This is a genomic window from Dactylosporangium sp. NPDC000521, from assembly GCF_042898305.1.
In the GTDB taxonomy this organism is placed as follows: domain Bacteria; phylum Actinomycetota; class Actinomycetes; order Mycobacteriales; family Micromonosporaceae; genus Dactylosporangium.
Genome location: NZ_JBIAYW010000001.1, coordinates 841748 through 864746, shown reverse-complemented (window position 1 = coordinate 864746; position 22999 = coordinate 841748). Strand labels below are relative to the sequence as shown.

18 protein-coding genes and 1 pseudogene are annotated in these 22999 nt (G+C 73.4%); 6 read left to right on the top strand and 13 right to left on the bottom strand.

The window, feature by feature from the left end:
• Nucleotides 1–2: 2 nt before the first annotated feature.
• The 3 genes from ACFY3L_RS04110 to ACFY3L_RS04100 all read right to left on the bottom strand — a co-directional run bounded on the left by ACFY3L_RS04110 (nt 3) and on the right by ACFY3L_RS04100 (nt 4366).
• Nucleotides 3–2339 (bottom strand): HelD family protein, encoded by a 2337-nt coding sequence (locus tag ACFY3L_RS04110; RefSeq protein ID WP_389318502.1) that lies wholly within the window; start codon nt 2337–2339, stop codon nt 3–5.
• 381 nt (nt 2340–2720) lie between these two features.
• Nucleotides 2721–3479, bottom strand: coding sequence for an ABC transporter permease (locus ACFY3L_RS04105; protein WP_389318500.1), 759 nt, complete (start codon nt 3477–3479; stop codon nt 2721–2723).
• Nucleotides 3476–4366 (bottom strand): ATP-binding cassette domain-containing protein, encoded by an 891-nt coding sequence (locus ACFY3L_RS04100; protein ID WP_389319148.1) that lies wholly within the window; start codon nt 4364–4366, stop codon nt 3476–3478. Before ACFY3L_RS04100 ends, ACFY3L_RS04105 begins: the two co-directional genes overlap by 4 nt.
• 21 nt (nt 4367–4387) lie before the next feature.
• On the opposite strand from ACFY3L_RS04100, the gene ACFY3L_RS04095 reads away from it, so the two are divergent.
• Nucleotides 4388–5245, top strand: a complete 858-nt coding sequence (locus ACFY3L_RS04095; protein WP_389318498.1) for a phosphotransferase — start codon at nt 4388–4390, stop codon at nt 5243–5245.
• 70 nt (nt 5246–5315) lie between these two features.
• Here the strand turns inward: ACFY3L_RS04095 and ACFY3L_RS04090 are convergent, their stop codons facing one another.
• The 5 genes from ACFY3L_RS04090 to ACFY3L_RS04070 all read right to left on the bottom strand — a co-directional run bounded on the left by ACFY3L_RS04090 (nt 5316) and on the right by ACFY3L_RS04070 (nt 13707).
• Entirely contained in the window at nt 5316–6785 is a 1470-nt protein-coding gene (locus tag ACFY3L_RS04090) for an MFS transporter (protein WP_389318496.1), read from the bottom strand.
• Between the two features lie 47 nt (nt 6786–6832).
• The gene (locus tag ACFY3L_RS04085; RefSeq protein ID WP_389318494.1) at nt 6833–7303 is read right to left on the bottom strand and encodes a MarR family winged helix-turn-helix transcriptional regulator; all 471 of its coding nucleotides are present in this window, start codon (nt 7301–7303) and stop codon (nt 6833–6835) included.
• A 101-nt stretch (nt 7304–7404) separates the two neighbouring features.
• Nucleotides 7405–10263: a hypothetical protein gene (locus tag ACFY3L_RS04080; RefSeq protein ID WP_389318492.1), complete on the bottom strand. Its 2859-nt coding sequence runs from the start codon at nt 10261–10263 to the stop codon at nt 7405–7407.
• Between the two features lie 115 nt (nt 10264–10378).
• On the bottom strand, nt 10379–12481 hold the full coding sequence (locus ACFY3L_RS04075) for a 3-hydroxyacyl-CoA dehydrogenase NAD-binding domain-containing protein (protein ID WP_389318490.1): 2103 nt from the start codon (nt 12479–12481) through the stop codon (nt 10379–10381).
• Nucleotides 12482–12495: 14 nt separating this feature from the next.
• Nucleotides 12496–13707 carry an acetyl-CoA C-acetyltransferase gene (locus ACFY3L_RS04070; protein WP_389318488.1) on the bottom strand — a complete coding sequence of 404 codons (1212 nt, stop codon included), beginning with the start codon at nt 13705–13707 and terminating at the stop codon, nt 12496–12498.
• A gap of 72 nt (nt 13708–13779) precedes the next feature.
• Here ACFY3L_RS04070 and ACFY3L_RS04065 point away from each other — a divergent pair, with 72 nt between their 5' ends.
• On the top strand, nt 13780–14397 hold the full coding sequence (locus tag ACFY3L_RS04065; RefSeq protein WP_389318486.1) for a hypothetical protein: 618 nt from the start codon (nt 13780–13782) through the stop codon (nt 14395–14397).
• Here the strand turns inward: ACFY3L_RS04065 and ACFY3L_RS04060 are convergent.
• Nucleotides 14385–15485, bottom strand: coding sequence for a CaiB/BaiF CoA transferase family protein (locus tag ACFY3L_RS04060; RefSeq protein WP_389318484.1), 1101 nt, complete (start codon nt 15483–15485; stop codon nt 14385–14387). The genes ACFY3L_RS04065 and ACFY3L_RS04060 overlap by 13 nt on opposite strands.
• A 55-nt stretch (nt 15486–15540) precedes the next feature.
• Here ACFY3L_RS04060 and ACFY3L_RS04055 point away from each other — a divergent pair, with 55 nt between their 5' ends.
• The gene (locus tag ACFY3L_RS04055) at nt 15541–16704 is read left to right on the top strand and encodes a serine hydrolase domain-containing protein (protein WP_389318482.1); all 1164 of its coding nucleotides are present in this window, start codon (nt 15541–15543) and stop codon (nt 16702–16704) included.
• Between the two features lie 11 nt (nt 16705–16715).
• On the opposite strand, the gene ACFY3L_RS04050 is transcribed toward ACFY3L_RS04055, so the two are convergent.
• Both ACFY3L_RS04050 and ACFY3L_RS04045 read right to left on the bottom strand, forming a co-directional pair.
• Nucleotides 16716–17846, bottom strand: a complete 1131-nt coding sequence (locus ACFY3L_RS04050) for a HEAT repeat domain-containing protein (RefSeq protein ID WP_389318480.1) — start codon at nt 17844–17846, stop codon at nt 16716–16718.
• Nucleotides 17843–18733, bottom strand: coding sequence for an aminoglycoside phosphotransferase family protein (locus ACFY3L_RS04045; protein WP_389318478.1), 891 nt, complete (start codon nt 18731–18733; stop codon nt 17843–17845). Before ACFY3L_RS04045 ends, ACFY3L_RS04050 begins: the two co-directional genes overlap by 4 nt.
• A gap of 78 nt (nt 18734–18811) precedes the next feature.
• Between ACFY3L_RS04045 and ACFY3L_RS04040 the strand changes: the two genes are divergently transcribed.
• Complete coding sequence (locus ACFY3L_RS04040; protein WP_389318477.1) at nt 18812–19759, top strand: hypothetical protein; 948 nt, start codon at nt 18812–18814, stop codon at nt 19757–19759.
• On the opposite strand, the gene ACFY3L_RS04035 is transcribed toward ACFY3L_RS04040, so the two are convergent.
• Nucleotides 19742–20320 carry a TetR/AcrR family transcriptional regulator gene (locus ACFY3L_RS04035; protein WP_389318475.1) on the bottom strand — a complete coding sequence of 193 codons (579 nt, stop codon included), beginning with the start codon at nt 20318–20320 and terminating at the stop codon, nt 19742–19744. The genes ACFY3L_RS04040 and ACFY3L_RS04035 overlap by 18 nt on opposite strands.
• A gap of 58 nt (nt 20321–20378) precedes the next feature.
• Between ACFY3L_RS04035 and ACFY3L_RS04030 the strand changes: the two genes are divergently transcribed.
• Nucleotides 20379–21902, top strand: a complete 1524-nt coding sequence (locus ACFY3L_RS04030) for a cation:proton antiporter (protein WP_389318473.1) — start codon at nt 20379–20381, stop codon at nt 21900–21902.
• 18 nt (nt 21903–21920) lie between these two features.
• Here ACFY3L_RS04030 and ACFY3L_RS04025 read toward each other — a convergent pair whose 3' ends face one another.
• Complete coding sequence (locus ACFY3L_RS04025) at nt 21921–22442, bottom strand: Clp protease N-terminal domain-containing protein (protein ID WP_389318471.1); 522 nt, start codon at nt 22440–22442, stop codon at nt 21921–21923.
• 95 nt (nt 22443–22537) lie between these two features.
• Between ACFY3L_RS04025 and ACFY3L_RS04020 the strand changes: the two are divergent.
• Nucleotides 22538–22990, top strand: a pseudogene (locus ACFY3L_RS04020) (ketopantoate reductase family protein); the annotation flags it as partial.
• Nucleotides 22991–22999 lie beyond the last annotated feature (9 nt).

Genomic DNA, 22999 nt, shown 5'->3' with positions numbered 1-22999 from the left:
GGTCAGATGCCGACCACCGCGAGCATCGACTCGGGCAGGACGCCCGGGTGCAGGACGCCGAGCCGCTGGGTCGCGCGGGTCAGCGCGACGTACAGGTCGTTGGCGCCGCGCGGGGACTCCTCCACGATCCGGTCGGGGTCGACGACGATGACCCCGTCGAACTCCAGGCCTTTCGCCTGTTTGACGGTAAGGACGACGACCTTCGCGGCAAGCTCGGGTTCGTCGCCGACCGCGGCGTCGGGCAGGACCTTCAGCACCGCCGGGACCAGGTCCGCGAACGTCCCGGCGGGCAGGATGATGCCGAGCCGGCCGTCGCCGGCTTCGACCGCTTCCGTGGTCGCGGCCTCGGCCAGGGCGTCGGGCAGGCGGGCCGGTGGGACACCGCGGACCCACGGGTCGACGCCGGCGGCGCGCACCGACCTGGGTGGCTCCAGGTCGGGGTCGATGCCGGCCAGGACTCCCGCGGCGACCGCCATGATCTCCGTCGGGGTGCGGTAGTTGACGGTGAGCTCCCGCAGCCGCCACCGGCCCGGCACGTACGGGTCGAGGGCGGACGCCCACGACGCGGCGCCGCCGAGGTCGCCGGTCTGGGCGACGTCACCGACGACCGTCATCGACCGGGACGGGCAGCGGCGCATCAGCAGCCGCCACGCCATCGGTGACAGCTCCTGCGCCTCGTCGACGATGACGTGCCCGAACGCCCACTTGCGGTCCGCGGCGGCACGTTCGGCGGGGGTGAGCGCGGAGCCCTCGTCCTGCCGCTCGGCGAGCCGGTCGGCCTCGAGCAGGTCGGTGACGGACAGCAGCTCCGGGTCGTCCTCGTCCTCGACGTCGATGGACCGGGACCCGAACGCGATCTCCAGGGCGCCTTCGGCGTAGGCGATCTGCCGTTTGCGCTGCCGTTCGGCGATGATCTCGCGGATCGTCTCGTCCTCGCCGAGCAGTTCCGCGGCCTCGTCGAGCAGCGGCACGTCGGCGGGGGTCCACGCCGCTCTGGCGCTGCGCCGCAGCTCGAGCGGCGCGCCGGCGGCGGTCAACCGGGTTTCTGATGCGAACAATCCGGCAACCAGTTGCTGGGGGGTGAGGATCGGCCACAGCCAGTCCAGGGCGCCGAGGACCTCGGCCTCGCCGCGCAGCTCCCGGCGGATCTCGGCGAGGTCGGCCTCTTCGAGGATCTGCGGGTCGCCGGGGGCGTCGTCGCCGCCGAGAGGGTCGTCGGCGTACGGGTCGATGCCGATCGTGTCGGCGACCAGCAGCGACAACGCGTGGATGATCTCGGTGTCGAACACGGGCCGGGCCAGGTTGTGCAGTTTGCCGGAGCGGCGTGCCCGGTCGCGGGCGTCGGCGATGACCTCCGGTTCGAGCAGCACCGGCGCGCCGTCGAGGATGTCGAGGCGGATCGTGATCGGCTCGTCCGGGACCCGTTGCCGGTCCTGGACCGCGGCGGCGAGCACGTCGACCATCGCGGCGCGGCCCTTGATCTCCGCGATCGTCGCCGGCTCGTCGCCGTGCGCGACGACGCCGGGGAACAGGTCACCCATCGTGCCGAGCAGCACGCCGGTCTCGGCGAGCGACGGCAGGACCTGGCTGATGTACCGCAGGAACGTCGGGTTCGGTCCGACGATCAGCACGACCCGCGACGACAACATCTGCCGGTGCGTGTACAGCAGGTACGCGGCGCGGTGCAATGCCACGGCGGTCTTGCCGGTGCCGGGGCCGCCCTGCACGACCAGGACCCCGTTGAGGTCCGAGCGGATGACGTGGTCCTGCTCGGCCTGGATCGTCTCGACGATGTCTTTCATCCGGCCGGTACGGGACGCGTTCAGCGCCGACAGCAGCGCCGCCTCCCCCGCCACGCCGTCGTGTGCGCCGCGGCCGGTGTGGTGCGCCTCGTCGAGGTCGAGGACCTCGTCGTCGACGCCGGTGACGGTGCGCCGTTCGGTGCGGATGTGGCGGCGCCGCCGGACGCCTTCTGGTGCGGCGGCGGTGGCCAGGTAGAAGGGGCGTGACGCCGGTGCCCGCCAGTCGATGAGCAGCGGCTCGTAGTCGTTGTCCTCGTCGAAGATGCCGATCCGGCCGATGTAGCGGACCTCGGTGTTCTTCGCGGCTGTGTCAGTCGCGCCGTCAGTGGCGCCGGTGGCGTCGCTGCGGTCGAAGTCGAGGCGGCCGAAGCACAGGCCGTTCTCCACGGCGGTGTACTGGGCGAGGCGGTCGGTGTACAGCGCGGTCGCTGAGTCGCGGTGGGAGCGGTCCGCCGGCGTGCCGCCGGTCTGCAGCAGCGCCCGTTGCAGCTGCGTGGACGCGTCCTCCCGCAGCGTGTCGAGGTGCCCGTACAGCATCGTGAGATGCGCTTGCTCAATCGCGAGCTCGGATGCGTCGGATGCGTTTGACAACCCGTCTCCAGTCGGCTAACATTTCCATCAGTCAGGCGCCTGAGGGCGCCTTTTTGTTGCCCGAACGCTCTACTGTAGCGCCTGCGTTCCGGCGGCGGCGCCCGCCCGCGCGCCGCCTGTGATGCCTGCCGCTTCACTCGGTTACTGATTTTCCGTATTGCCGGCTACCAGCAATCCGGTAACCGGCGATACGGCAGGTCCGTGGCCACTCAGGCGGATGAACCGCCGGGTGCTTCGGAGCGCTTCGCAGTGCCCGTCGGCGTTCGGTGGTGCTTGGTGGGTGCGTGGTCGGGTGCGTGGTGGGTGCTTGGCGCGCTTGGTGGTGTGTCAACGCGACAGGCGACGATACTGCCTGATCGACAGCGGCACGAACACGGCGGTGAGCACCGCCGGCCAGAGCACGGCGGGCCAGGTGTCGCCGCCGCCGGGGTTGCCGAAGAGGGCGCGGGTCGCGTCCGCGGTGGCGGACAGCGGGTTCCAGTGTGACAGCGCGCCGAGCCAGTCCGGCATGTCCTGCGGCGAGGCGAGCGCGCTGGACAGGAACGCGACCGGCCACACCAGGATCTGCACCGCGACGAGCAGTTGCGGGTCACCGCTGAGCAGGCCCAGGTACACGCCGACCCACAGGACCGCGAACCGCAGCCACAGCAGCAGCCCGACCGCGGTCAGCGCCCCGGCGAGCCCGTCGTGCCAGCGCCAGCCGACGGCGAGCCCGCAGCCGAGCATGACCAGCAGCCCGAGCGCGGAGGTGAGCAGGTCGGCGAGGGCTCGGCCGGTGACCTGCGCCGACGCCGCCATCGGCAGGGACCGGAACCGGTCGATGACGCCGCGGCCGGTGTCGGTCGCGATCGCCGCGAACGTCGACTCGACCCCGAACAGCATCGTCATCGCGAACATGCCGGGCAGCAGGTACTCGCGGTAGTCGCCGCCGCCGGCGACGCTCATCCCACCGCCGAGGACGAACCCGAACATCAGTACCAGCAATACGGGAAACAGCAGCATGACCACGATCTGTGCGGGCTGCCGGGCGAGGTGCGCCAGTTCCCGCTGGGTCATGACCCAGCCGTCGTGCAGCGCCCATCTCATGTGGTCACCAGTTTCAGGAAGGCCTCGTCGAGGGTGGGGCGGCGCAGGGTGATGTCCTCGACACCGGGGATGCCGGCGGCGAGTGCGAGCGCGGCGACCCGGTCGTGGACGGGCACGCTGACCCGCTGCCCGTCGACGGTGACCGGGCCGAGGACGCCGAGCCGGTCCGCGGCGGGTGCGGGGTCCCCGGCGGTGACGACCTCGAGCCGGTCGGTGCCCTTCAGTGAGGCGGGCGTGCCGTCGGCGATCACCCGGCCGTGGTCGATGACGCAGATCCGGTCGGCGAGCTGGTCCGCCTCGTCCAGGTGCTGGGTGGTGAGCAGCACGGTCGTGCCGCCGGCGACGAGCCGGCGGACCGCGGCCCACACCTCGGCGCGGCCGTGCGGGTCGAGGCCGGTGGTCGGCTCGTCCAGGAACAGCACCTTCGGGGTGAGGATCATCCCGGCGGCGAGGTCGAGCCGGCGCCGCATCCCGCCGGAGAACCGCGCGACGGGCTTGCCGCCGGTGTCGGCGAGCCCGAACTGCTCCAGCAGCTCGTCCGCGCGCCGTTTCGCCGCTGTACTGCCGAGGTGGCTGAGCCGGCCGAACATGACCAGGTTCTGCCGGGCGCCGAGCAGCTCGTCGACGGCGGCGTGCTGCCCGACGAGCCCGATGGATGCCCGCACCCGCTCGGGGTGCCTGGCGACGTCGTGCCCGGCGACGGTGGCGGTCCCCCGGTCGAGGCGGACCAGGGTGGCGAGGATTCGGACGAGGGTGGTCTTGCCGGCACCGTTCGGGCCGAGGAGCCCGTGGACGGTCCCTGCCTCGACGGTCAGGTCGACCCCGTCGAGGGCCGCCTTCCCGCCGTAGTGTTTGCGAACGTCTCGCACGTCAATCACGTTATACAGTGTATAGAGTTTGGGGGGAAGTTGCGACTCGACGTTCCCGCGTGCGCCGCCGCGCTCGGCCTCACGTACCTCGGACCGTGCCCCGGCGGCGAGGTCGGCGCCGGCTACGTCCTACTGCCCGACGGCCGCCGAGCCGTCCTGACCAGCGGCAACGCCGCCTCCGCCCGGCTGGTCCCGATCGCCCGCGCCGCCGGCGTCCCGGCACCCCGCTACGAGCGCGTCGCCGGCGTCGCCGGGGTCACGGTCGTCGTCCAAGAGTTCCTGCCGGGCGCGTCACCGGCCGTCACCGACAGCGCCGTCGTCGACGCGATGCTGGCGGTGAGCGCCCGCTGCGCCGGACTCCTGCGCGATTCCGGATTGCCGCCGCGGCAGCTGTACCTGCACCGCGACGGACCCGGGTTCTGCCAGCACGGCTCGCTGGCCGGACACTCTGCCCGGTCCGCCGAGCTCCTCGCCAGGGTCCGCGCCGTCCCGATGGACGTGCTGCCCGGCGACGACCTCGTCCACTTCGACTTCCACCCGGGCAACGTCCTGGTCTCCCCCACCGCCGCGACGGTTGCCGGCACGAGCGACGCACTCCCACTGCCTGCGGGCGACGCCGGCGTGGTCGTGACCGGCGTGGTCGACTGGGACGGCGCCGGCCGCGGCAACCGCGCGTTCGACCTGGTCACGCTGCTGTTCGTGCTGTCCCGCCAGGCCCCGCACCTGACGCCACCGGTCCGTGACGCGGCGCTCGCGCTCGCACCCGCGGAGGTCCTGGCCGCCTGCTGGGCGCACATGTCCCTCCGCCAGGTCGACTGGTCGATCCGCCACCACACTGCCGCCGAGGTCGATGCCTGGCTCGCCGTCGCCGAAACCGACCCCTGGGCCCACCGCTGAGGGCGACGCCGCGCCCTCGCTCGCCACCGGCGGGCCACCCACCCAGACCCGGAGCGGGCCACGACCCAGGTCAGCCGCGCCCTGGCACGGCCGCGGCCGGCGTCGAACCGGCCTCCGCCCCCGATGCCTCCGATGCCTCCGACGCTTGCGACCTCACCTGTGCCGGCTGCGGGCGGGGCGCGGGTGAGCGCAGCACGAAGGCGGCCACGGCGATCGACACCAGCAGCAGGGCCGCCCCGATCGTGAACGCGAGCCGGTACCCGGCCGTCAGCGCGGCTGCCTCCGACGCGCCCGCCGCGAGTCGCCCGGCGGTCCGGGACGCCGCCGCCGTCGAGAGTGCGGCGACGCCGAGGGCCATTCCGAGCTGCTGGGTCGTGTTGAACAGCCCGGACGCCAGGCCCGCGTCGTCGGGGCGGGCGCCTGACATGCCCAGGCCGGTGATTGCCGGCAATGCCAATCCGCCACCCGCGATCAGCAGCATCACCGGCAGCAGGTCCGGCGCGAACCGGGCGTCGGCCGGCAGTCGCGTCAGCCACCCCAGCGCGAGCGCCAGCATGCTCAGCCCCGCGATCAGCGTGCCCCGCTCACCGACGCGTGCGATCACCCGCGTCGACACGGCCAGCGACACCACGGCGACCGACAGTGCCGCGGGCAGCATCGCCAGGCCCGTCTGCAGGGCGGTGTAGTGCAGGACGCGCTGCATGTACAGGGCGACGAGAATCTGGAAGGAGAACATCGCGCCGATCATCAGGATCTGCAGGATGTTGGCGCCGGCGACCTGGCGGTTGCGCAGCACGCGCAGCGGCATCAGCGGGGTGCGGGCGGTGGCCTGCCGGGCGACGAACCCGGCGAGCAGCAGGACCGCCGCGGCCGCGGTCACCCAGCGCCAGGCGGGCTGGACCACCGCCGCGATGCCCGCCATCAGCCCGGCGGTGACCAGGAACGCGCCGAGCACGTCCGCGCCGGCGCGCAGGCCGAGACCGCGGTCGGCGGGGACGAACCGCATGCCGGCGAGCACGGCCGCGCCGATCGGCACGTTGATCAGGAAGATCCAGTGCCAGCTCAGCAGGTCGGTGAGGACGCCGCCGAGGACCTGGCCGATGGAGGCGCCCGCCGCGCCGGTGAACGCGAACACCCCGAACGCCTTCGCGCGTTCGGCCGGCGCCGGGTACAGCGTGACGACGATGCCGAGACTGACGGCGCTGGCCATCGCGCTGCCGGCACCCTGCAGGAACCGGGCCGCGACGAGCGCCGCCGGTGAGGTGGCGAGCCCGGCGAGGACGGACGCGGCGACGAAGACGACCGTGCCCGCGATGAGCATCCGGCGCCGGCCGAGCAGGTCGCCGAGGCGCCCGGACAGCAGCAGCAGGCTGCCGAACGCGATCAGGTAGGCGTTGACGACCCACGTCAGCCCGGACGGGGTGAAGCCGAGGTCGGCCTGCATGACGGGCATCGCGACGGTGACGATGCTGCCGTCCAGGATGGTCATGAGCATGCCGGTGGCGAGGACGGCGAGCGCCGCCCCACGGTTGGTGTCCATGGTCCGACCGTAGCAGATCGTCTGCTACGGAACTATACGCAAGAGACCTACTGTCGTGCCCGTCGCACGCCCGGCGCCTCCGACGGCGTCGCGAAATGCCCCTGGGTGAGCCGCGTCAACGCCCTCACCAGCACATCCCGCTCGTCCCCGGGCAGCGAGCCCAGGGCCGCAGCATGCACACCGTCGGCGATCTCCTGGCTGCGCGCCGCGATTTCCGCCCCGGCGGGCGTCACCGCGATGATCCGCGCCCGCCGGTCGGTGCTGGACTGCCGGCGCTCCGCGTAACCGGCCTTCTCCAGCGCGTCGACGGTCACGACCATCGTCGTCTTGTCCATACCACCGATCTCGGCGAGCTGGATCTGGGTCCGCTCCACGCCGAGCGCATGCACGAGGACACAGTGCATCCGTGGCGTCAGCCCGATCTCCGCGAGCGCGGCCGCCATCTGCGTGCGCAGCACATGACTGGTGTGGTCGAGCAGGAACGACAGGTCGGGCTCGACCCTCAACGGAGCGGTCATGCGTCCGAGCGTACCAATGCGACTGCCGGCGGATGATCTGTCAGCAAACCGTCTGCGACCCTCCGGGTCCGCTCCGGGTCCGCTCGAAGCGGTCCGGGCGGTCAGACGGCGTGGCGGGCGCGGTACAGGAAGCGGTACAGCCACCGGTACTGCCACAGCCCGCGCCGGCCGAGCAGCGCCAGGACGGTGCCGATGAGGACGGCCCAGCTGCCGAGCGCGGCAATGGCACCGACCGGCCCACCGGTCACCGGGAGCGTCGCCGCGGCAGGGTGGACGGCGACCGGGGCGGTCAGGTAGCGCGGCGTGTTGTCGGCGGCCAGACCGGCGGCGACGAAGGTGTGCCCGCCCCGGTGCAGGTCGGCCGGCACGACGACCAGCAGCGTGAACGTCCCGGCGGCGTCGGCGTACGCGGTGCCGAGCGGCCGCGGCGCCGAGTACACGACGACCTCGACCGCGGTGCCGGGCCTGTAGCCGCCGCCGCTGAGCGTGACCGCCTCACCGGCAGCGGGATTGCCGGCGCCGGCAATCCGGCCGGCGGCGGCATCGGCCGGTGGCGCGGCGGCCGGGACGGTGACGGGCGCAGGGTCGTGCAGGACGCTGAGCGTCGCGGTCACGTCCGGCGCGGGCGCGAACCGCCGGTCACCGCGCTGGTGCGCGACGAGCACACATCCACCGGCTGCGAGCGGCGTCACCGTCGCGCCGCCCACCGAGCACGTGTCTGGGCTTCCGCTGCTGTACGTGACGGGCAGCCCCGACGAGGCGGCCGCAGCGAGGCCGACCGGCCCGTCGGACACCGCGACCGGCGGCGGCACGGCGAAGGTGACGGTCTGCGGCACCGGCGTGAACCGCACGGTCCGCGTGACACGACGCGCCTGGGCCCATTCGGCGTTACCCGGCTGCGTGGCGTGCAGCGTGCACACGCCGGCGGCGAGCGGCGTGACCACGATCCCGGCGCCGGTGCCCGCCACCGCACCTGCGGTCTTGCCCGAATCGCCCACCGCCTCGGTCGCACTGCCCGAGTCGCCCGTCACGGCGCCGGTCGCACTGCCCGAATCGCCCACCGCCGCGCCGGTCGCATCGCCCGAGTCGCCTGTTACGGCGCCGGCCACGTCCCCTGGCGCGTTCCCCGTCACGGCGCCGGCCGCGCTGCCCGCGCCGCCCGCGTTGTCTGCCACGGCTCCAGCGACGGTGCCCGTCACGATGCAGACGTCGGGGGTGCCGCTGGACACCGACACCGGCAGGTACGACGACGCGGACGGCGCCACCGTCAGCGGTCCGTCGAGCACGGACCGGGCGGCCATCCGCGGGAACGTGATGCGCTGCGTGCCGCGGGCGACGGTGAACGTGTGGGTCACCGGCGGCGCGGCGGCATGGGTCGCGTCGCCGCGCTGGGTCGCCGTCACCGTGCACCTGCCAGGGGTGCGGAGCGTGACGACGGCGCCGTCGACGGTGCACACCGTCGGGGTATTGCTGGTAATGGCAACCGGCAATCGGGACGTGGCGGTCGCGGACACACGGACGGTCTCGTCGGTGACTGGCGTGGTGGGCGGCGCGGAGAACGTGATCGTCTGCGCGTCGCGGGTGACGGCGAACGTCGCGTCGGCCGCGGGTGCCGGGCTCCAGCGGCCGTCGCCCGGCTGGGTGGCGTGAATCGTGCACGAACCGGCGACCCAGAGGGTCACGGTGGTGCCGGCGACGGTGCAGACGTCCGGGTTCGACGCGGTGTAGGTGACGGGCAGCCCCGACGACGCGGTCGCCGACAGCGTGACGGTCGCGCCGGCCGCGGCCGGGGGCTGCGGCGGGAACGTGATCGTCTGGCTGCCCCTGACGACGGGGAAGCTGACCTCGGCGGTCGCGGCCGCGGACCAGTCCGAGGTGCCGGCCCGGTCCGCCCGCAGCACGCACGTGCCGACCGCGACCAGTGCGACCGCCGTCCCCGCCGAAGACGCGCCGGTGACGGTGCACACGGCCGGGTTGGCGCTGGTGACGGTGGCCGGCAGACCCGACGACACGGACGGCGTGACCGTCACCGTGCCGGCCGGTAGCGGCACCGGCCCCGGCGAGGGGAACTCGATCGTCTGCCCGCCGCGGCCGACGGTGAACCGCCGCTCGATCCGTGGCGCGGGCGCGTACCTGCCGTTGCCGGGCTGCGTGGCGCGCAGCACGCAGGTGCCGGCGCCGACGAGCGTCACGCGGCGGGCCGACACGGCGCACACCTTGCGGCTGCGGCTGGTGACGGTCACGGTGAGCCCGGACGTGGCCGCAGCGTCGACGGGCACGGTGCCGGTCGTCATCGCCGTGTCGGCCGGGCCGGAAAACCGGATTGTCTGCGCCAGTTTTCCGATGACGAACGAGTCGTCGGCGCCGGGTGCGGGGGCGTACTCGTCGTCGCCGGGCTGGGTGGCGCGGACGGTGCAGGTGCCGCCGGCGACGAGGGTGACGGTGCCGCCCTTGACCTTGCACGTGCGGGGCGTCGCGGTGCGAAAGGTGACGGCGAGCCCGGACGATGCGGTCGCCGACACGCGGACCGTCCCGGTGGTGATCGAGGCGTCCGGCGTCGGGGTCCACGTGATCTTCTGGGCGCGGCCGAGGACGGCGAAGGACGAGCTCGAGGGTTCCGCCGCCGCGAAGGAGGCGTTGCCGGCCTGGGTGGCGCGGATCGTGCAGCGCCCCTGCCGGTGCAGGGTGACGACGTCGCCGTCGGCGGTGCACACGTCGCCGCTGGTGCTGGTGTACGACACGGGCAGCCCGGACGAGACGACCGCGGCGACCGAGACGGTGCCGGTGGCCAGCGGCGTGTCCGCCGTTTCCGTCCAGGTGATGTGCTGCTGCGCGAGCTCCGCGGCGGACGCGAGTCCCGGCGCCGCGAGCGTCCCGCCGATCGCTGTCAGTACCGACGCCGCCAACGCCGACAGGGTCCGCGTCGGTCCTTGTCGCAGCAGCACCCCGAACGCCGCCATCGCGGTCTCACCCCCGGTTGGAGGGCGGCGACAGACCCGCCGCCCGCAACCGAAGACCGTAACGTAGAGCGACCAACTTGCTACGGAGAATCAGGAGGACTGCTCCTGACCGCCGTCAGACGAACTGCGAACCCTCCTCCGCCTTGCGCAGCAGCAGCGCCGGCGGTTCGAAGCGGGCGCCGTAGCGGGTGGCGAGCTCACGGCTGCGGGCGACGAACCCGGGCAGCCCACCCGAATACTGGTTGATGTATTGCAGGACACCGCCGGTCCAGCCCGGGAAGCCGATCCCGAGGATCGAGCCGACATTGGCGTCCGCGACGCTGGTGAGGACGCCCTCGTCGAGGCACTTCACCGACTCGAGCGCCTCCGCGAACAGCATCCGCTCCTGCATGTCGATGAACGGAATATCGGTTTCGGCAATCCGGAAATGCTCCTGCAGGCCCGGCCAGAGCCGGTCGCGTTTGCCGTCGACGTACTCGTAGAAGCCGGCCCCGCCGGAGCGGCCCGGCCGGCCGAACTCGTCGATCATGCGGTCGATGAGCGCGTCGGCGGGCGTCGGGGTCCACGCGTCGCCGTACGCGAGCCGGATCTTCCGCGGCAGCGTCAGGGTCAGCTCGTCCATCAGCGCGAGGACCGCCGCCGGGTAGCCGGCCTGCAGGCTCGCCTGCTCGATCGACGGCGCGGGCACGCCCTCGGCGAGCATGAGCAGCCCTTCACCGGTGAACGTGCCGATGACGCGGCTGGTGAAGAACCCGCGGCTGTCGTTGACGACGATCGGCGTCTTCTTCAGCTGCCGCACCACACCCAGCGCCCGATCGACAGCGGCAGACGAGGTGGCACTCCCGCGGATGACCTCGACGAGCGGCATCTTGTCCACGGGTGAGAAGAAGTGCAGCCCGACGAAGTCCTCCCGGCGGGTCACCCCTTCGGCGAGGGCCGAGATCGGCAGCGTCGAGGTGTTGGAGCACAGCAGCGCGTCCGGCGCTACGACGTCCTGGATCTCGGCGAACACCTTGTGCTTCAGGCCCGGGTCCTCGAACACCGCCTCGATGACCAGGTCACACCCGGCCAGGTCGGCGGCGTCGGCGGTCGGGGTGATCCGGGCCAGGATCTCCTCGGCCGGCAGGAACGGCTTCTTCGACAGCACGCGCACCGCGTACTCCTTGCCGCGGGCGGCCGCCTCGACGGTGACGTCCTTCAGCAGCACCTGCATGCCGGCCTTCGCGCACACGTACGCGATCGCCGCACCCATCATCCCCGCGCCGAGCACGGCGACCTTGGTGAACGGCGCCGAGGAGGTGCCGCGGGAGTTCGCCTGCTGCATGTCGAAGAAGAACGCCTTGATCATGTTCTTGGCGATCTGCCCGGTGGCGAGCTCGGTGAAGTAGCGGCCCTCGATGGCGAACGCCGTCTCCAGGTCGACCTGGGCGCCTTCGACGGCGGCGGCGAGGATGTTGCGCGGCGCCGGGTACGGGGCGCCCTTGAGCTCCTTGCGCAGCGTCGCCGGGAACGCGGGCAGGTTCGCCGCGAACGACGCCTGCGCCGGGGTGCCGCCGGGGATGCGGTAGCCCTTCACGTCGTACGGCTGGACCGCGCCCGGGTTCGCGAGAATCCACGCCTTCGCCCGGTCGAGGAGCTCCTCGCGGGGCGCGACCTCGTGCACCAGGCCGTGTTCCAGGGCGGCGGAGGGCCGGTGCCGCTGCCCGCGGAGCAGGACGGTGAGCAGCGCCTGCGCGATGCCGAGCAGCCGCACGGTGCGCACGACCCCGCCGGCGCCGGGCAGCAGCCCGAGCGTCACCTCGGGGAACCCGATCTCGACGCGGGCGTCGTCGGCGACGATGCGGTGGTGGCAGGCGAGCGCGATCTCCAGGCCGCCGCCGAGCGCGGAGCCGTTGATCGCGGCGACGACCGGCCGGCCGAGCGTTTCGAGGCGGCGCAGGAGGCCCTTGAGGTGCATGGACGAGGCGTACACGTCGGCGGCCTGGTCGGGGCCGAGGCTGCCGAGGCGTTGCAGGTCGCCGCCGGCGAAGAACGTCTTCTTCGCCGAGGTGACGACGACGCCGGTGATGGTGTCCTTCTCGGCGGTCAGCCGGTCGACGGTGGTGCCGAGGTCGGCGACGAACGCCTCGTTCATCGTGTTGGCGGAGTGCGCCGGGTCGTCGAGGGTGAGGACCACGACGCCGTCGTCCTCACGGTCCCAGCGGATCGTGTCGGTCATGTGCCGTGTGCCCTTCAGATTCGCTCGACGATGGTGGCGATGCCCATGCCGCCGCCGATGCACAGCGTGGCCAGGCCGTACCGCAGGCTGCGGCGTTCGAGCTCGTCGACGAGCGTGCCGAGCAGCATGCCGCCGGTCGCGCCGAGCGGGTGACCCATCGCGATGGCGCCACCGTTGACGTTGACCTTCTCCAGGTCGAAGTCCATGTCCTTGGCGAAGCGCAGCACGACCGCGGCGAACGCCTCGTTCATCTCCACCAGGTCGATGTCGCCGGCGGTCAGACCGGCCTTCGCGAGGGCCTTGCGGGTCGCGGGTGCCGGGCCGGTGAGCATGATGGTCGGGTCGGCGCCGCTGACCGCGGCGGCGACGATCCTCGCCCGCGGGGTGAGCCCGGCCCGCGCCCCGGCGGCCTCGCTGCCGACCATGACGAGCGACGCGCCGTCGACGATGCCGGAGGAGTTGCCGGCGGTGTGCACGTGCTCGATCCGCTCGACCCAGTGGTACCGCTGCAGCGCCACCGCGTCGAAGCCGCCCATCTCACCGATCGTCGCGAACGACGGCGGCAGCTGCCCGAGCCCTTCGAGGGTGGAGGCGCGCATGTGCTCGTCCCGGTCGAGGACGACGAGGCCGTTGCGGTCCCGGACGGGCACGACGGACCGGCTGAAGTATCCGCCGGCCCACGCCTTCGCCGCGCGGGTCTGCGACTCCAGGGCGTACGCGTCGACGTCCTCGCGGCTGAAGCCCTCGATCGTGGCGATCAGGTCGGCGCCGATGCCCTGCGGCACGAACCGCGTCTCGTAGTTCGTCTCCGGGTCCATCGCCCAGGCGCCGCCGTCGGAGCCCATCGGCACCCGCGACATCGACTCGACGCCGCCGGCGAGGACGAGGTCCTCCCAGCCGGACCGGACCTTCTGCGCGGCGACGTTCACGGCTTCCAGCCCCGACGCGCAGAACCGGTTGAGCTGCACCCCGGCGACCGTGTCCGGCAGGCCGGCGGCGATCGCGGCGGTCTTGGCGATGTCGGACCCCTGGTCCGCGATCGGGGTGACGACGCCGAGGACGACGTCGTCGATGTCGGCCGGGTCGAGCCCGGGGTACCGGCGGCGCAGCTCGTCGATCAGCCCGACGACCAGCGACACGGGCTTCACCCCGTGCAGCGAGCCGTTCTGTTTGCCGCGCCCGCGCGGGGTGCGGACAGCGTCGTAAACGAAAGCCTCAGTGCTCACCTACCCGAGAGTAACTTGCCCTGGACCGGCACGGTACCCCACCGCCGCGCATCGTCCTGCGAGAATGTCCACATGGGCCGTAGGACCGCTGTCGTCATGCTTGGTGTCGCCGCCGGGGCTGTCGTTGTCACGGTCGCCGCGGCGGTGGCCGCCAACGCCAGGTACGCCGCGTTCGCACCGCTCGCGCACCCGTTCCTGACGGTGTTCCTGGCCGCGGTCGTGGCGATCGTCGCGGTGCGCGGGCTCATGCCGGAGAGCACCCGGCGGCTGGTGACCCAGGCCGGCACCGGTCTGCTCGGCCTCCTCGTCGGTGCCGCCGGGCTCGTGGCCGTGTCCGGGGAGGAGTACGAGCCGCACGCGCCCACGGTCGTCGCGTCGGGCCCGGACGTGCGGGTGGTCGCGTGGCAGCAGAACGTGATCGTGCGCCAGGAACAGAAGCTGCGGCTGCGGTCGCGTGACGGGCTGCTCAGCCGCGACAGCACCGCGACCGTCGCCTGCTTCGTGAACGACCCGTACGCCGGGCACGAGCTGGACGCGTGGACGTTCGCCTCCGCCACCGTCGTCGGGGACGAGATCGTCGCGAAGACCGTCGACGGGCAGGAGTGGCGGGTCTCGTTCGACGCGGCGACGCTGCGGCCGGCGACCCCGGTCATCGACCGCTGCACCGGGGCGCCCGGCTACTCCTCCTGAACACCCCAGTCCTTCAGGACCTCCGCGGTGTGCTGGCCCGGCAGCGGCGGCGGGCCGGTGAGGGTCGCGGGGGTGGCGGAGAAGCGGGGCTGCGGCACCGGCTGCACGACCCCGAAGTGGTCGGCGAACGTGCCCCGCGCCCGCAGGTGCGGGTCCTGCGGCGCCTCGTGCAGCGACAGTACGGGGGTGACGCAGCCGTCACCGTCATGGAACAACGCCGACCACTCGTCGCGGGTCTTCGTCAGGAACGCCGCGGCGAGCCGCTCCCGCAGCACCGGCCACTGCGCGACGTCCAGCTGGTCCGGCAGGTCGGTCAGGCCCAGGGTGGCGATGAGCGTCGCGTAGAACTGCGGCTCGAACGCGCCCACCGCGACGTGCTTGCCGTCGGCGGTCTCGTACACGTCGTAGAACGGCGCCCCCGTGTCGATCATGTTGACGCCGCGGCGGTCCTGCCACAGGCCGGCCGCCAGCATGCTGTGCAGCATCGTGCTGATGTGCGCGGCGCCGTCGGTGATCGCCGCGTCGACGACCTGCCCCCGGCCGGTCCGCTCCGCGTCCCGCAGCGCGGCGAGGACACCGACGACGAGGTACATGGCGCCCGCGCCGAAGTCGCCGAGGAGGTTCACCGGCACCTGCGGCGGCCCGCCGGCCCGGCCGATCGCGTGCAGCGTCCCCGACAGCGCCAGGTAGGTGATGTCGTGCCCGGCGGTGGTGGCCCGCGGCCCGTCCTGCCCCCACCCGGTCATCCGCCCGTACACGAGCGCCGGGTTCACGGCGTGGACCTGCTCCGGGCCGACGCCGAGCCGCTCCGCGACCCCCGGCCGCCACCCTTCCACCAGTACATGTGCCCGCTGCGCCAACGCGAGCACGGTCGCGACCCCGCCGGGGTCCTTCAGGTCGACGGCGACGGACCGCTTGCCGCGGTTGAGCAGGTCGGTCGCCGCCGGCGGCGCGATCGGCGAGCCCGGCCCGACCCGATCGACCCGCACCACGTCCGCGCCGAGATCCGCCAGCATCATCCCCGCGAACGGCCCCGGCCCGATCCCTGCCAGCTCGACCACCCGCACGCCCCGCAACGGTCCACTCATGGCACGTATCTTGCACCCGACCCCGGCCGCTTCGGCGGCGTGTAGCGTGCGGTGCGTGACCGCCAGACTGCGCGCGCTCCTGCAGCACGAGGTCGACGCCGGGTTCGTGCCGGGCATGGCGGCTCTGGTCGCCCGCGGCGGCGAGGTCCACGTCGAGGCCGTGGGCAGTCTCGCGTTCGAGGGTGCCGGCGCCGGTACGCCGATGGCCGCCGACACCATCTGCCGCATGGGGTCCACGTCGAAACCGGTCGTCGCGGCGTGCGCGATGACGCTCGTCGACGACGGCACCGTCGGCCTCGACGACCCGGTCGACGCGCTGCTGCCGGAGCTGGCGGACATGACGGTGCTCGCCGACCCGGACGGCCCCCTCGACGACGTCGTCGCGGCGGACCGGCCGATCACGCTGCGGCACCTGCTCACGTACACGCTGGGCACCGGCATGGTCCCCGCCGAGCCGGGCACGGTGCCGATCGCCGACGCCCTCGCCGCGGTCGGTGAGCTGCCTCCGGACGCGTGGCTGCGCCGGCTCGGCGCGCTGCCGCTGCCGCACCAGCCGGGTGAGCGGTGGATGTACGACACGGCCGCCGACGTGACCGGTGTGCTCATCGCCCGCGCGACCGGCATGTCCTTCGGCGACGCGCTGCGGGAGCGGATCTGCGGCCCGCTCGGGATGCGCGACACCGGCTTCGTCGTCGCGCCCGGCAGCCTCGACCGGCTCGCCACCGCGTACGAGCGCGACGACGAGCCCTCCGGACAGCCGGTGGTCGAGGACGGCCCCGACGGGCGGTGGAGCCGTCCGCAGGTGTTCGAGAGCGGCGGCGGCGGGCTCGTCTCCACCGCCCTCGACTACCTCAGGTTCGCGTCGATGCTGCGCGCCGGCGGCACCCTCGACGGCGAGCGGGTGCTGTCCGAGGCGTCGGTGGCGCTGATGACGACCGATCACCTGACGCCGCACCAGAAGGCGGTCTCCGGGTTCTGGCCCGGGTACTTCGACGCCATGGGCTGGGGTTTCGGGATGGCGGTCGTCACCCGCCGCACCCGGCCGGGCCCGTCGCCCGGCAGCTACGGCTGGCCCGGCTACTACGGCACCGCCTGGTACACCGACCCCGCCGAGGACACGACGACCGTGTTCATGATGCAGCGCGCCCACTCCGGCGACCAGCGGCTCCCGCGCTGGGCCGGGCTGTGGGCCGCCGCCTACGACGCGACCGACGGTTGACCGCTCCGCTGTCACCGGGGGCCGTGGTCGGGCGGCCTGGTGCGGAGGGCCTCGGCGGCGAGGTGCCGGACGGCCGCGTCGGTGTCGGTCGTGGCCGCGACGAGCAGGTCGACGACCTCGTCGGACTGACGGAGGTTCAGGACGCTCAACCCCCACACCCCGACCCGGCGCAGTCCCGGATCGGCGTCCGCCAGGCAGACTTTGAGCTGGGTCATCGCCTCGCCCGGTGACCGCTCGAACAGGTCGCGGACGGTGGGCCTGAGCGTTTCGGGGTCGTGGACGAGGGACCGCAGCAGCGCCGGCAGGGCGGCCGGGCCGCAGGCGGCGAGGACGTGCGCGATCTGGTCCCGGGCGGCGGTGTCACCGGCGGCGGCGTACCGGGCGAGCAGTTCCTGCAGCTTCCACTGCAGGTACGCCGCCGCCGGGGTCCGCAGCCGCTGCACCAGGTCGCCGGTGGGCCGGCCGGCGTCGAGCAGGGCGACGAGGTCGTCGAGCTGCGCCCAGGCGACGCGGACGGCGTCCGGGGTGCGGTCGAGGCCGGGCAGGATGTCCAGCCACGCGGCGAGCTCCGCGGCGAGGGCCGGGTCGGTGATGTCGCCGGCGGTTGGCCGCAGGGTGTCCAGCATCTGCTCGATGGCGATGAGCTGCTGATGGTCGCGATACTCGTCGGTACCGCGGAGCTCCTCGAACCGCCGCGTCCGCTCCGGCGGGGAGTCGCCCGGCTGATCGAAGTCGTCGTCGGTGACCGGGAGGGCGCGCAGCCGCGCGGCGGCGGCGACCGCGTCGGCCCTGCTGAACCGGAAGGCGTCGAGCGCCCGCCGGGCCACCTCGTCCGGTTGCAGGATTGCCGGTAATGCGATGGCGGGCGCGAGGGACCGGAGGTGCACGAGCTCCCGGACGGCGTACTGGACCGGGTAGCCGTCCTCGAGGGCCCAGCCGATGACCGCCGCGGCCAGGGAGACGTCGGCGCGTGGCCGGTTCCGGGGCAGTCCGAGGGCGTCGAACCGCACCCCGGCGACGGCCGACTCGATCAGCGACAGCCACCAGTACACCGGCTGGAAATCGGCGGGACGGTTGGCCAGGAGCCACTGGTGCCGGTGGGCCGGGTCGGTGGCGATCAGTGCGGGGATGAGGTCGCTCATGCGGTGAGGCGGCGCAGGGCGGCGTGCGCGGGCGGCCCCCAGGTGGGTTTGCCGCCGGGGCGGCCGTGGACGCCGTTGTCGCCGATGATGATGCCGGACAGCGCCCGCAACAGAGCGCAGCCGCGGGCGCGGCGCAGGGTGGCCGTGTCGGGCCGGTAGGCGTCGAGGCAGCGGTCCGCGGCGCCGTCGGGCAGCAGCAGCCACGCGGCGGCGAGGTCGTAGGCGGGGTCGCCGGCGCACAGGTCGCCGAAGTCGACGACGCCGCAGAGCGCGCCGCCGTCGGTGAGGACGTTCGCCGGGTGCAGGTCGGCGTGCAGCCACACCGGCGGGCCCGTCCAGTCCGGCGCCGCGGCAGCGTCGTCCCACACCGCCTGTACGGCATCCGGATTGTCGACAAGACCCTGCTCGGTGACGTACGCGAGCCCCCTCGCGAACCCGGACGCGCGTCCGGCGAGCGGGCCGCCGCGGTCCCGGCCGGCGGGCGCGTCCGGCGGCGCCGGCCGGTGCAGCGCCGTCAGGAACTCGGCCAGCACCAGCGCCGAACCGGTGGCGGGCGCCAGGTCGGCCGGCGTGCCCGGCACCCAGGTGGTGATCAGCCATGGGCGCGGGAACAGCGGCGACGGCTCGCCGAGCCGCCGCGGGACGGGGACCGGCAGCGGCAGGTGCGGGGCGAGCAACGGCAGCCACGCGTACTCCTTGCGCAGCAGCTCGTCGGCGTCCCCGGTCGCCCACGGCAGCCGGACGGCGAGGTCGTCGCCGAGCCGCCACAGCTGGTTGTCCCAGCCGCGGGCACCGGGCCGGACCGGACGGCCGGCGAGGTCCGGGTGCTGGTCGCGGACCAGGGCCTGGACCAGGTCCGCGGTGATCTCGATCGCGGCGTGGGTCATGTGGGCTGACAGTAGCGGCTGAGACGCCGCTCAGGTGACCTCAGGGAAGTCACAGTCACCGATGGTGAGACTGTCGGCATGCAACGGGGGCGGACGGTAGCGGGATGGACGGCGGTCGGGGCGGCCGGCGTGTACGTCGCGCTGAAGGGCAGCTGGGTCGCCGGTGGCACGTTCGGGGTCACGGACCTCGGGAACCTGACCCGCGGTGAGTGGGCCGTGGACAACCTCGTCACGGGCGGGCTCGCGGTCGCCGGGATCGGGGTGGCGCTCGCCGCGATCCGACCCCGGGGGATGCGGGTGCCGGTGTGGGCGGTCGCGGTGCCGATGTGGGTCGGGGCAGGTCTGCTCGCGCCGTTCGTGGTGCTGAGGCCGGCGGCCGGGGCGCTGAAGGCCGCCGGCTGGTGGGAGCCGCCTCCCCCGCCGGTCGGCGACCCGACGCTGCGGCCGTGGACGTTCGTCGTCGTGTACGGCAGTTTCGTCGTCCTCGGCGTCGCCTCGGCGATCGCGTTGCTGCTGCACGCGCGGGACCGGTTCAGGCCGGTCGTCGGGCAGTCGCCACGCGGGGTGACGCATGCGGCGCAAGTGCCCCTGGCGTCGGTCGCGGCGGTCATCGCGGCAGGGCTGGCGGTCCTGCGGTTGTCGTGGGTGTTCGGCGGGACGGCCGGGCTCCGCTCGGTGGCGGGCCGCGACGCGTGGCTGCGGCTGCAGGACACGGTGACGGCGGCGCAGTTCCTGTGCGCGGCGATCGGCCTGCTGGTCATGGTGCACCGGTGGGGGCCGCGGCGGCGGTTCGCGGTGCCGCTGGTTGCGACGTGGCTCGGGGCCGGCGGGATGGTCGCCGGCGGGTTCCTGAGCATGCCGACGATCCTCGCCGGGCAGCGGTGGACGGCGCACGGGCAGACGTCCGCCGGTTACGCGACCGCCACGTTCCTCACCTGCGTCGCCGGCGCCCTGATCAGTGTGGTCGCGCTGTTCCTGCTGGTGGAGCGGGCCGGCAGCACCAAGGCGTCACGCGGCGTCGCCTGACAGGGCGCCGTGCAGGAACACCTCCACGATGTCGGCGGGGTCGCCGCCGGCCATGACGAGGTGCTGGAACATGCGGGCGAGGTATTCGGGGTCGCGACGCAGCCGGTCCTGTTCGGGTTCGAACAGGACCGCGAGGGCGTCGACGGTCGCGGTCATCGCGTCGCGCCGGCGGTCGCGGACCGGGGCCGCGGTCGGGTCGAGCCGGCCGGTGGTGAGGTGCCGGACGGCGCCGGCGACCGCACCCATGCGGCTCATGTACGCCCGGAGCGTCTCGACCGCCTCGATGAGCCGGTCGGCGAGGGGCTGGTCGAGGTCGATGGCGCGGACGTGGGCGAGGGTGTCGTCGTGCCGGAGCGCCTCGGCCATGCAGGCGGCGAGCAGCGCGTCCTTGTCGGCGAACACGCGGAAGATCGTGCCCTCGCCGATGCCGGCGGCGCGGGCGATCTGGGCGGTGGTGACGCTGGAGCCGTGCTCGACGACGAGGGGCAGCGCGGCGGCGACGATCATCGCGCGGCGGTCGTCAGGCGTCATCGGCGAGGAGCGTTTCCGGGGTTCGGTCATGCCACCATGGTGCGGAGTGAGTGCTCACTCCGTCAAGGGTGTCTTATGGTGATCTTTTGTGAACGGTGTGCAGCTGCTCCTGATCATCTTCGGCGGAATCACCGTCTCGGCCGTCGCGCACCGCCGCGGCGCCCAACCCGGCCTCGTCGTCGTCATCCTCGCCGCCGCCGCGTCGTTCATCCCCGGCGTACCGCGGCTGCAGCTGGACAGCGAGCTCATCCTCGCCGTCGTCGTCCCGCCGCTGCTCTACTCCGCGACCCGCGGCGCGTCCGCCTCCAGTTTCTCCGCGAACTTCCGGCCGATCTTCACCCTCGGCGTCACGCTCGTGGTGCTCACCACCGGCGTCGCCGGGTACGCCGGGTCGCTGCTGCTCCCCGCGATCGGCCTGCCCGCCGCGATGGTCCTCGGCGCCGTCCTCGCCCCGCCGGACACCATCACCACCGTCAGCCACGGCGAGGCGGTCGGCCTGCCCCGCCGCGTCACCGCCATCCTCACCGGCGAAAGCCTCGTCAACGACGCCACCGCCCTGACCCTGTTCAGCCTCGCCGTCGCCGCGACCGGCGCCGGGCACACCCTCTTCCACAACGGGTTCGTGCTGTTCCTGTACAACGCGACCACCGGCATGGCCGTCGGCGCGGCTCTCGCCGTCGCGACCCTGTGGCTGCGCAAACGCCTGCACGACCCGGTCCTGGAGACGTCGGTGTCGCTGCTGCTGCCGTTCACCGCGTTCCTGCTCGCCGAACAGGTCCACGCCTCCGGCATCCTCGCCGTCGTCGTCGCCGCGTTCTCCGTGTCGGTGAACACCGCCCTCGACAAGCGTCACCAGTACCCCGGTGCCTACCGCGCGCGGCTGCAGGAGGCGACCGTCTGGCCCGTCGTGGACTTTCTGCTGGAGACGTTCGTCTTCGCGTACATCGGGCTCCAGCTGCGGTTCGTCGTCTCCAGCCTCGCCTCGTCCGACACCCTGCTGCGCACCGTCGTCGCCGCTGCCGTATTGCTGGTAACGGTAATTCTGTTCCGACTCGCCGCGGTCCAGGGCTCCTTCGCGTGGTGGGGCCTGCGCCGCCGCGGCGTCGAGCACCGCGTCGCCACGGATCCCCGCGCCCAGGAACGCTTCGAACGCCGCCGCCAGTGGCGCGCCCGCCGCGGCCGCACCCGCGAGGTCCTCGGCGAACCGACCCCGAAGGAGGCGCTCATCGTCGGCTGGACCGGCATGCGCGGCATCCTCACCCTCGCCGCCGCGGCCGCCGTCCCCGAACGCCTCCACGACGGCACCCCGTTCCCCGGCCGCGACGAGATCCAGGCGATCGCGCTGCTCGTCACCCTCGGCACGCTGCTCATCCAGGGCATGACGATCCCGCTGCTGGTCCGCCAGCTGCGCATCGACACCGCCGCCGAACGCACCCGCGACGCGGACCTGCACGCCCGCGGCGTCGCCATCACCGAGGCCGCCGGCCCCGACTTCGACGCCCAACGCGAAGCCCTCGCCGCCGCGGTGTGGAAGGAAGAGCTCGACGACGCCACCGCCCGCCGCCTCATCCACGACGTCGACCTGCGCCAGGCCGCCCACGACACCCGGTGACCGGTCAACGCGCGGGTGTCACGGCCCCCAGATGCAGAGCACGAACACGACGACCGCGGCGGCGATCAGACCCGCGGTGGTCAGCAGGGACGTCACGACCGGGTTCGGCGACCATGTCCTGCCCAACGGCTCCTCGGCGAGCTGTTCGACGCCGGTGCCGCCGGCCAGCCCGGCGACGAGCGCGTCGACCCTGTCCGGGGTGACGCCGTGGGCGGCGAGCCAGGCCGCGACGTCCGGTGGCCCGTGGTGGACCAGGGCGGCGGCGAAGTGCTCGGTGCCGAGGTGCTGCGTCCCACGGTCCAGGGCAATGCGCACTGACCGCTCGAGGACTCGCTTGGCCGCCCGGTCGAACGGCGCAACCGTCACTGGCTGCACGAACTCCGGGGTCTCGGGCACGGGCGACCAGAGCTCGGCGGTGTTGCCCAAAGGCTTGCCGAGGGCCGTCGCCATGTCCTGCGCCGTGATGTTTGGCCGGCCCGCGGCGGCCGCGAGGCACGCCATACGCCCGATCACCTTCTGCGCGTCCGTCGTCCACCGCATGATCACCACCGGAGTTGTACAGGACGGCCAGCGGCGACTGTGAGCCGCCTCTCGCCGCTGATGTCGGCGCCGGCCGGTGGGCGGATGATGGGCGGGTGATCGACACGAATCCGGATGACGACTCGGTTGGCGGCGCACGGTGGAGGGTCGCGGTCGTCGGGCCCGGCGGCGTCGGCGGCCTGCTGGGCGCCGTGCTCACCCGGGCCGGCAACCCCGTGCGGTACGTCGCGACGCCCGGCACCGCGGACGCGCTCAACGCCGGTGGTGTCACCGTCGACAGCGCGCAGTTCGGGTCGTTCCACGTGCCCGCCACCGCCGCCACCCGGCTGGCCGGGCCGGTCGACCTGTGCGTGCTGGCCGTCAAGGCCACCGCGCTCACCGCCGCCCTCGACGCGCTGCCCGCCGGCGACCTCGGCGACGCCCTGATCCTGCCGCTGCTCAACGGCGTCGAGCACCTGACGGTGCTGCGGCAGCGGTACCCGGCCGGGCAGGTCCTCGCCGGCGCGATCCGGGTCGAGTCGACCAGGACCGCACCCGGGCGGATCGCGCACACCAGC

What these genes read in the sequence shown, in the direction of transcription:
- ACFY3L_RS04085 (WP_389318494.1), bottom strand. Translation starts at nt 7,303, where the DNA reads ATGACCGCTCCGTTGAGGGTCGAGCCCGACCTGTCGTTCCTGCTCGAC.
- ACFY3L_RS04105 (WP_389318500.1), bottom strand. Translation starts at nt 3,479, where the DNA reads ATGAGATGGGCGCTGCACGACGGCTGGGTCATGACCCAGCGGGAACTG.
- ACFY3L_RS04075 (WP_389318490.1), bottom strand. Translation starts at nt 12,481, where the DNA reads ATGACCGACACGATCCGCTGGGACCGTGAGGACGACGGCGTCGTGGTC.
- ACFY3L_RS04060 (WP_389318484.1), bottom strand. Translation starts at nt 15,485, where the DNA reads ATGAGTGGACCGTTGCGGGGCGTGCGGGTGGTCGAGCTGGCAGGGATC.
- ACFY3L_RS04035 (WP_389318475.1), bottom strand. Translation starts at nt 20,320, where the DNA reads ATGACCGAACCCCGGAAACGCTCCTCGCCGATGACGCCTGACGACCGC.
- ACFY3L_RS04050 (WP_389318480.1), bottom strand. Translation starts at nt 17,846, where the DNA reads ATGAGCGACCTCATCCCCGCACTGATCGCCACCGACCCGGCCCACCGG.
- ACFY3L_RS04065 (WP_389318486.1), top strand. Translation starts at nt 13,780, where the DNA reads ATGGGCCGTAGGACCGCTGTCGTCATGCTTGGTGTCGCCGCCGGGGCT.
- ACFY3L_RS04110 (WP_389318502.1), bottom strand. Translation starts at nt 2,339, where the DNA reads ATGCTGTACGGGCACCTCGACACGCTGCGGGAGGACGCGTCCACGCAG.
- ACFY3L_RS04090 (WP_389318496.1), bottom strand. Translation starts at nt 6,785, where the DNA reads ATGGACACCAACCGTGGGGCGGCGCTCGCCGTCCTCGCCACCGGCATG.
- ACFY3L_RS04025 (WP_389318471.1), bottom strand. Translation starts at nt 22,442, where the DNA reads ATGCGGTGGACGACGGACGCGCAGAAGGTGATCGGGCGTATGGCGTGC.
- ACFY3L_RS04080 (WP_389318492.1), bottom strand. Translation starts at nt 10,263, where the DNA reads ATGGCGGCGTTCGGGGTGCTGCTGCGACAAGGACCGACGCGGACCCTG.
- ACFY3L_RS04040 (WP_389318477.1), top strand. Translation starts at nt 18,812, where the DNA reads ATGCAACGGGGGCGGACGGTAGCGGGATGGACGGCGGTCGGGGCGGCC.
- ACFY3L_RS04045 (WP_389318478.1), bottom strand. Translation starts at nt 18,733, where the DNA reads ATGACCCACGCCGCGATCGAGATCACCGCGGACCTGGTCCAGGCCCTG.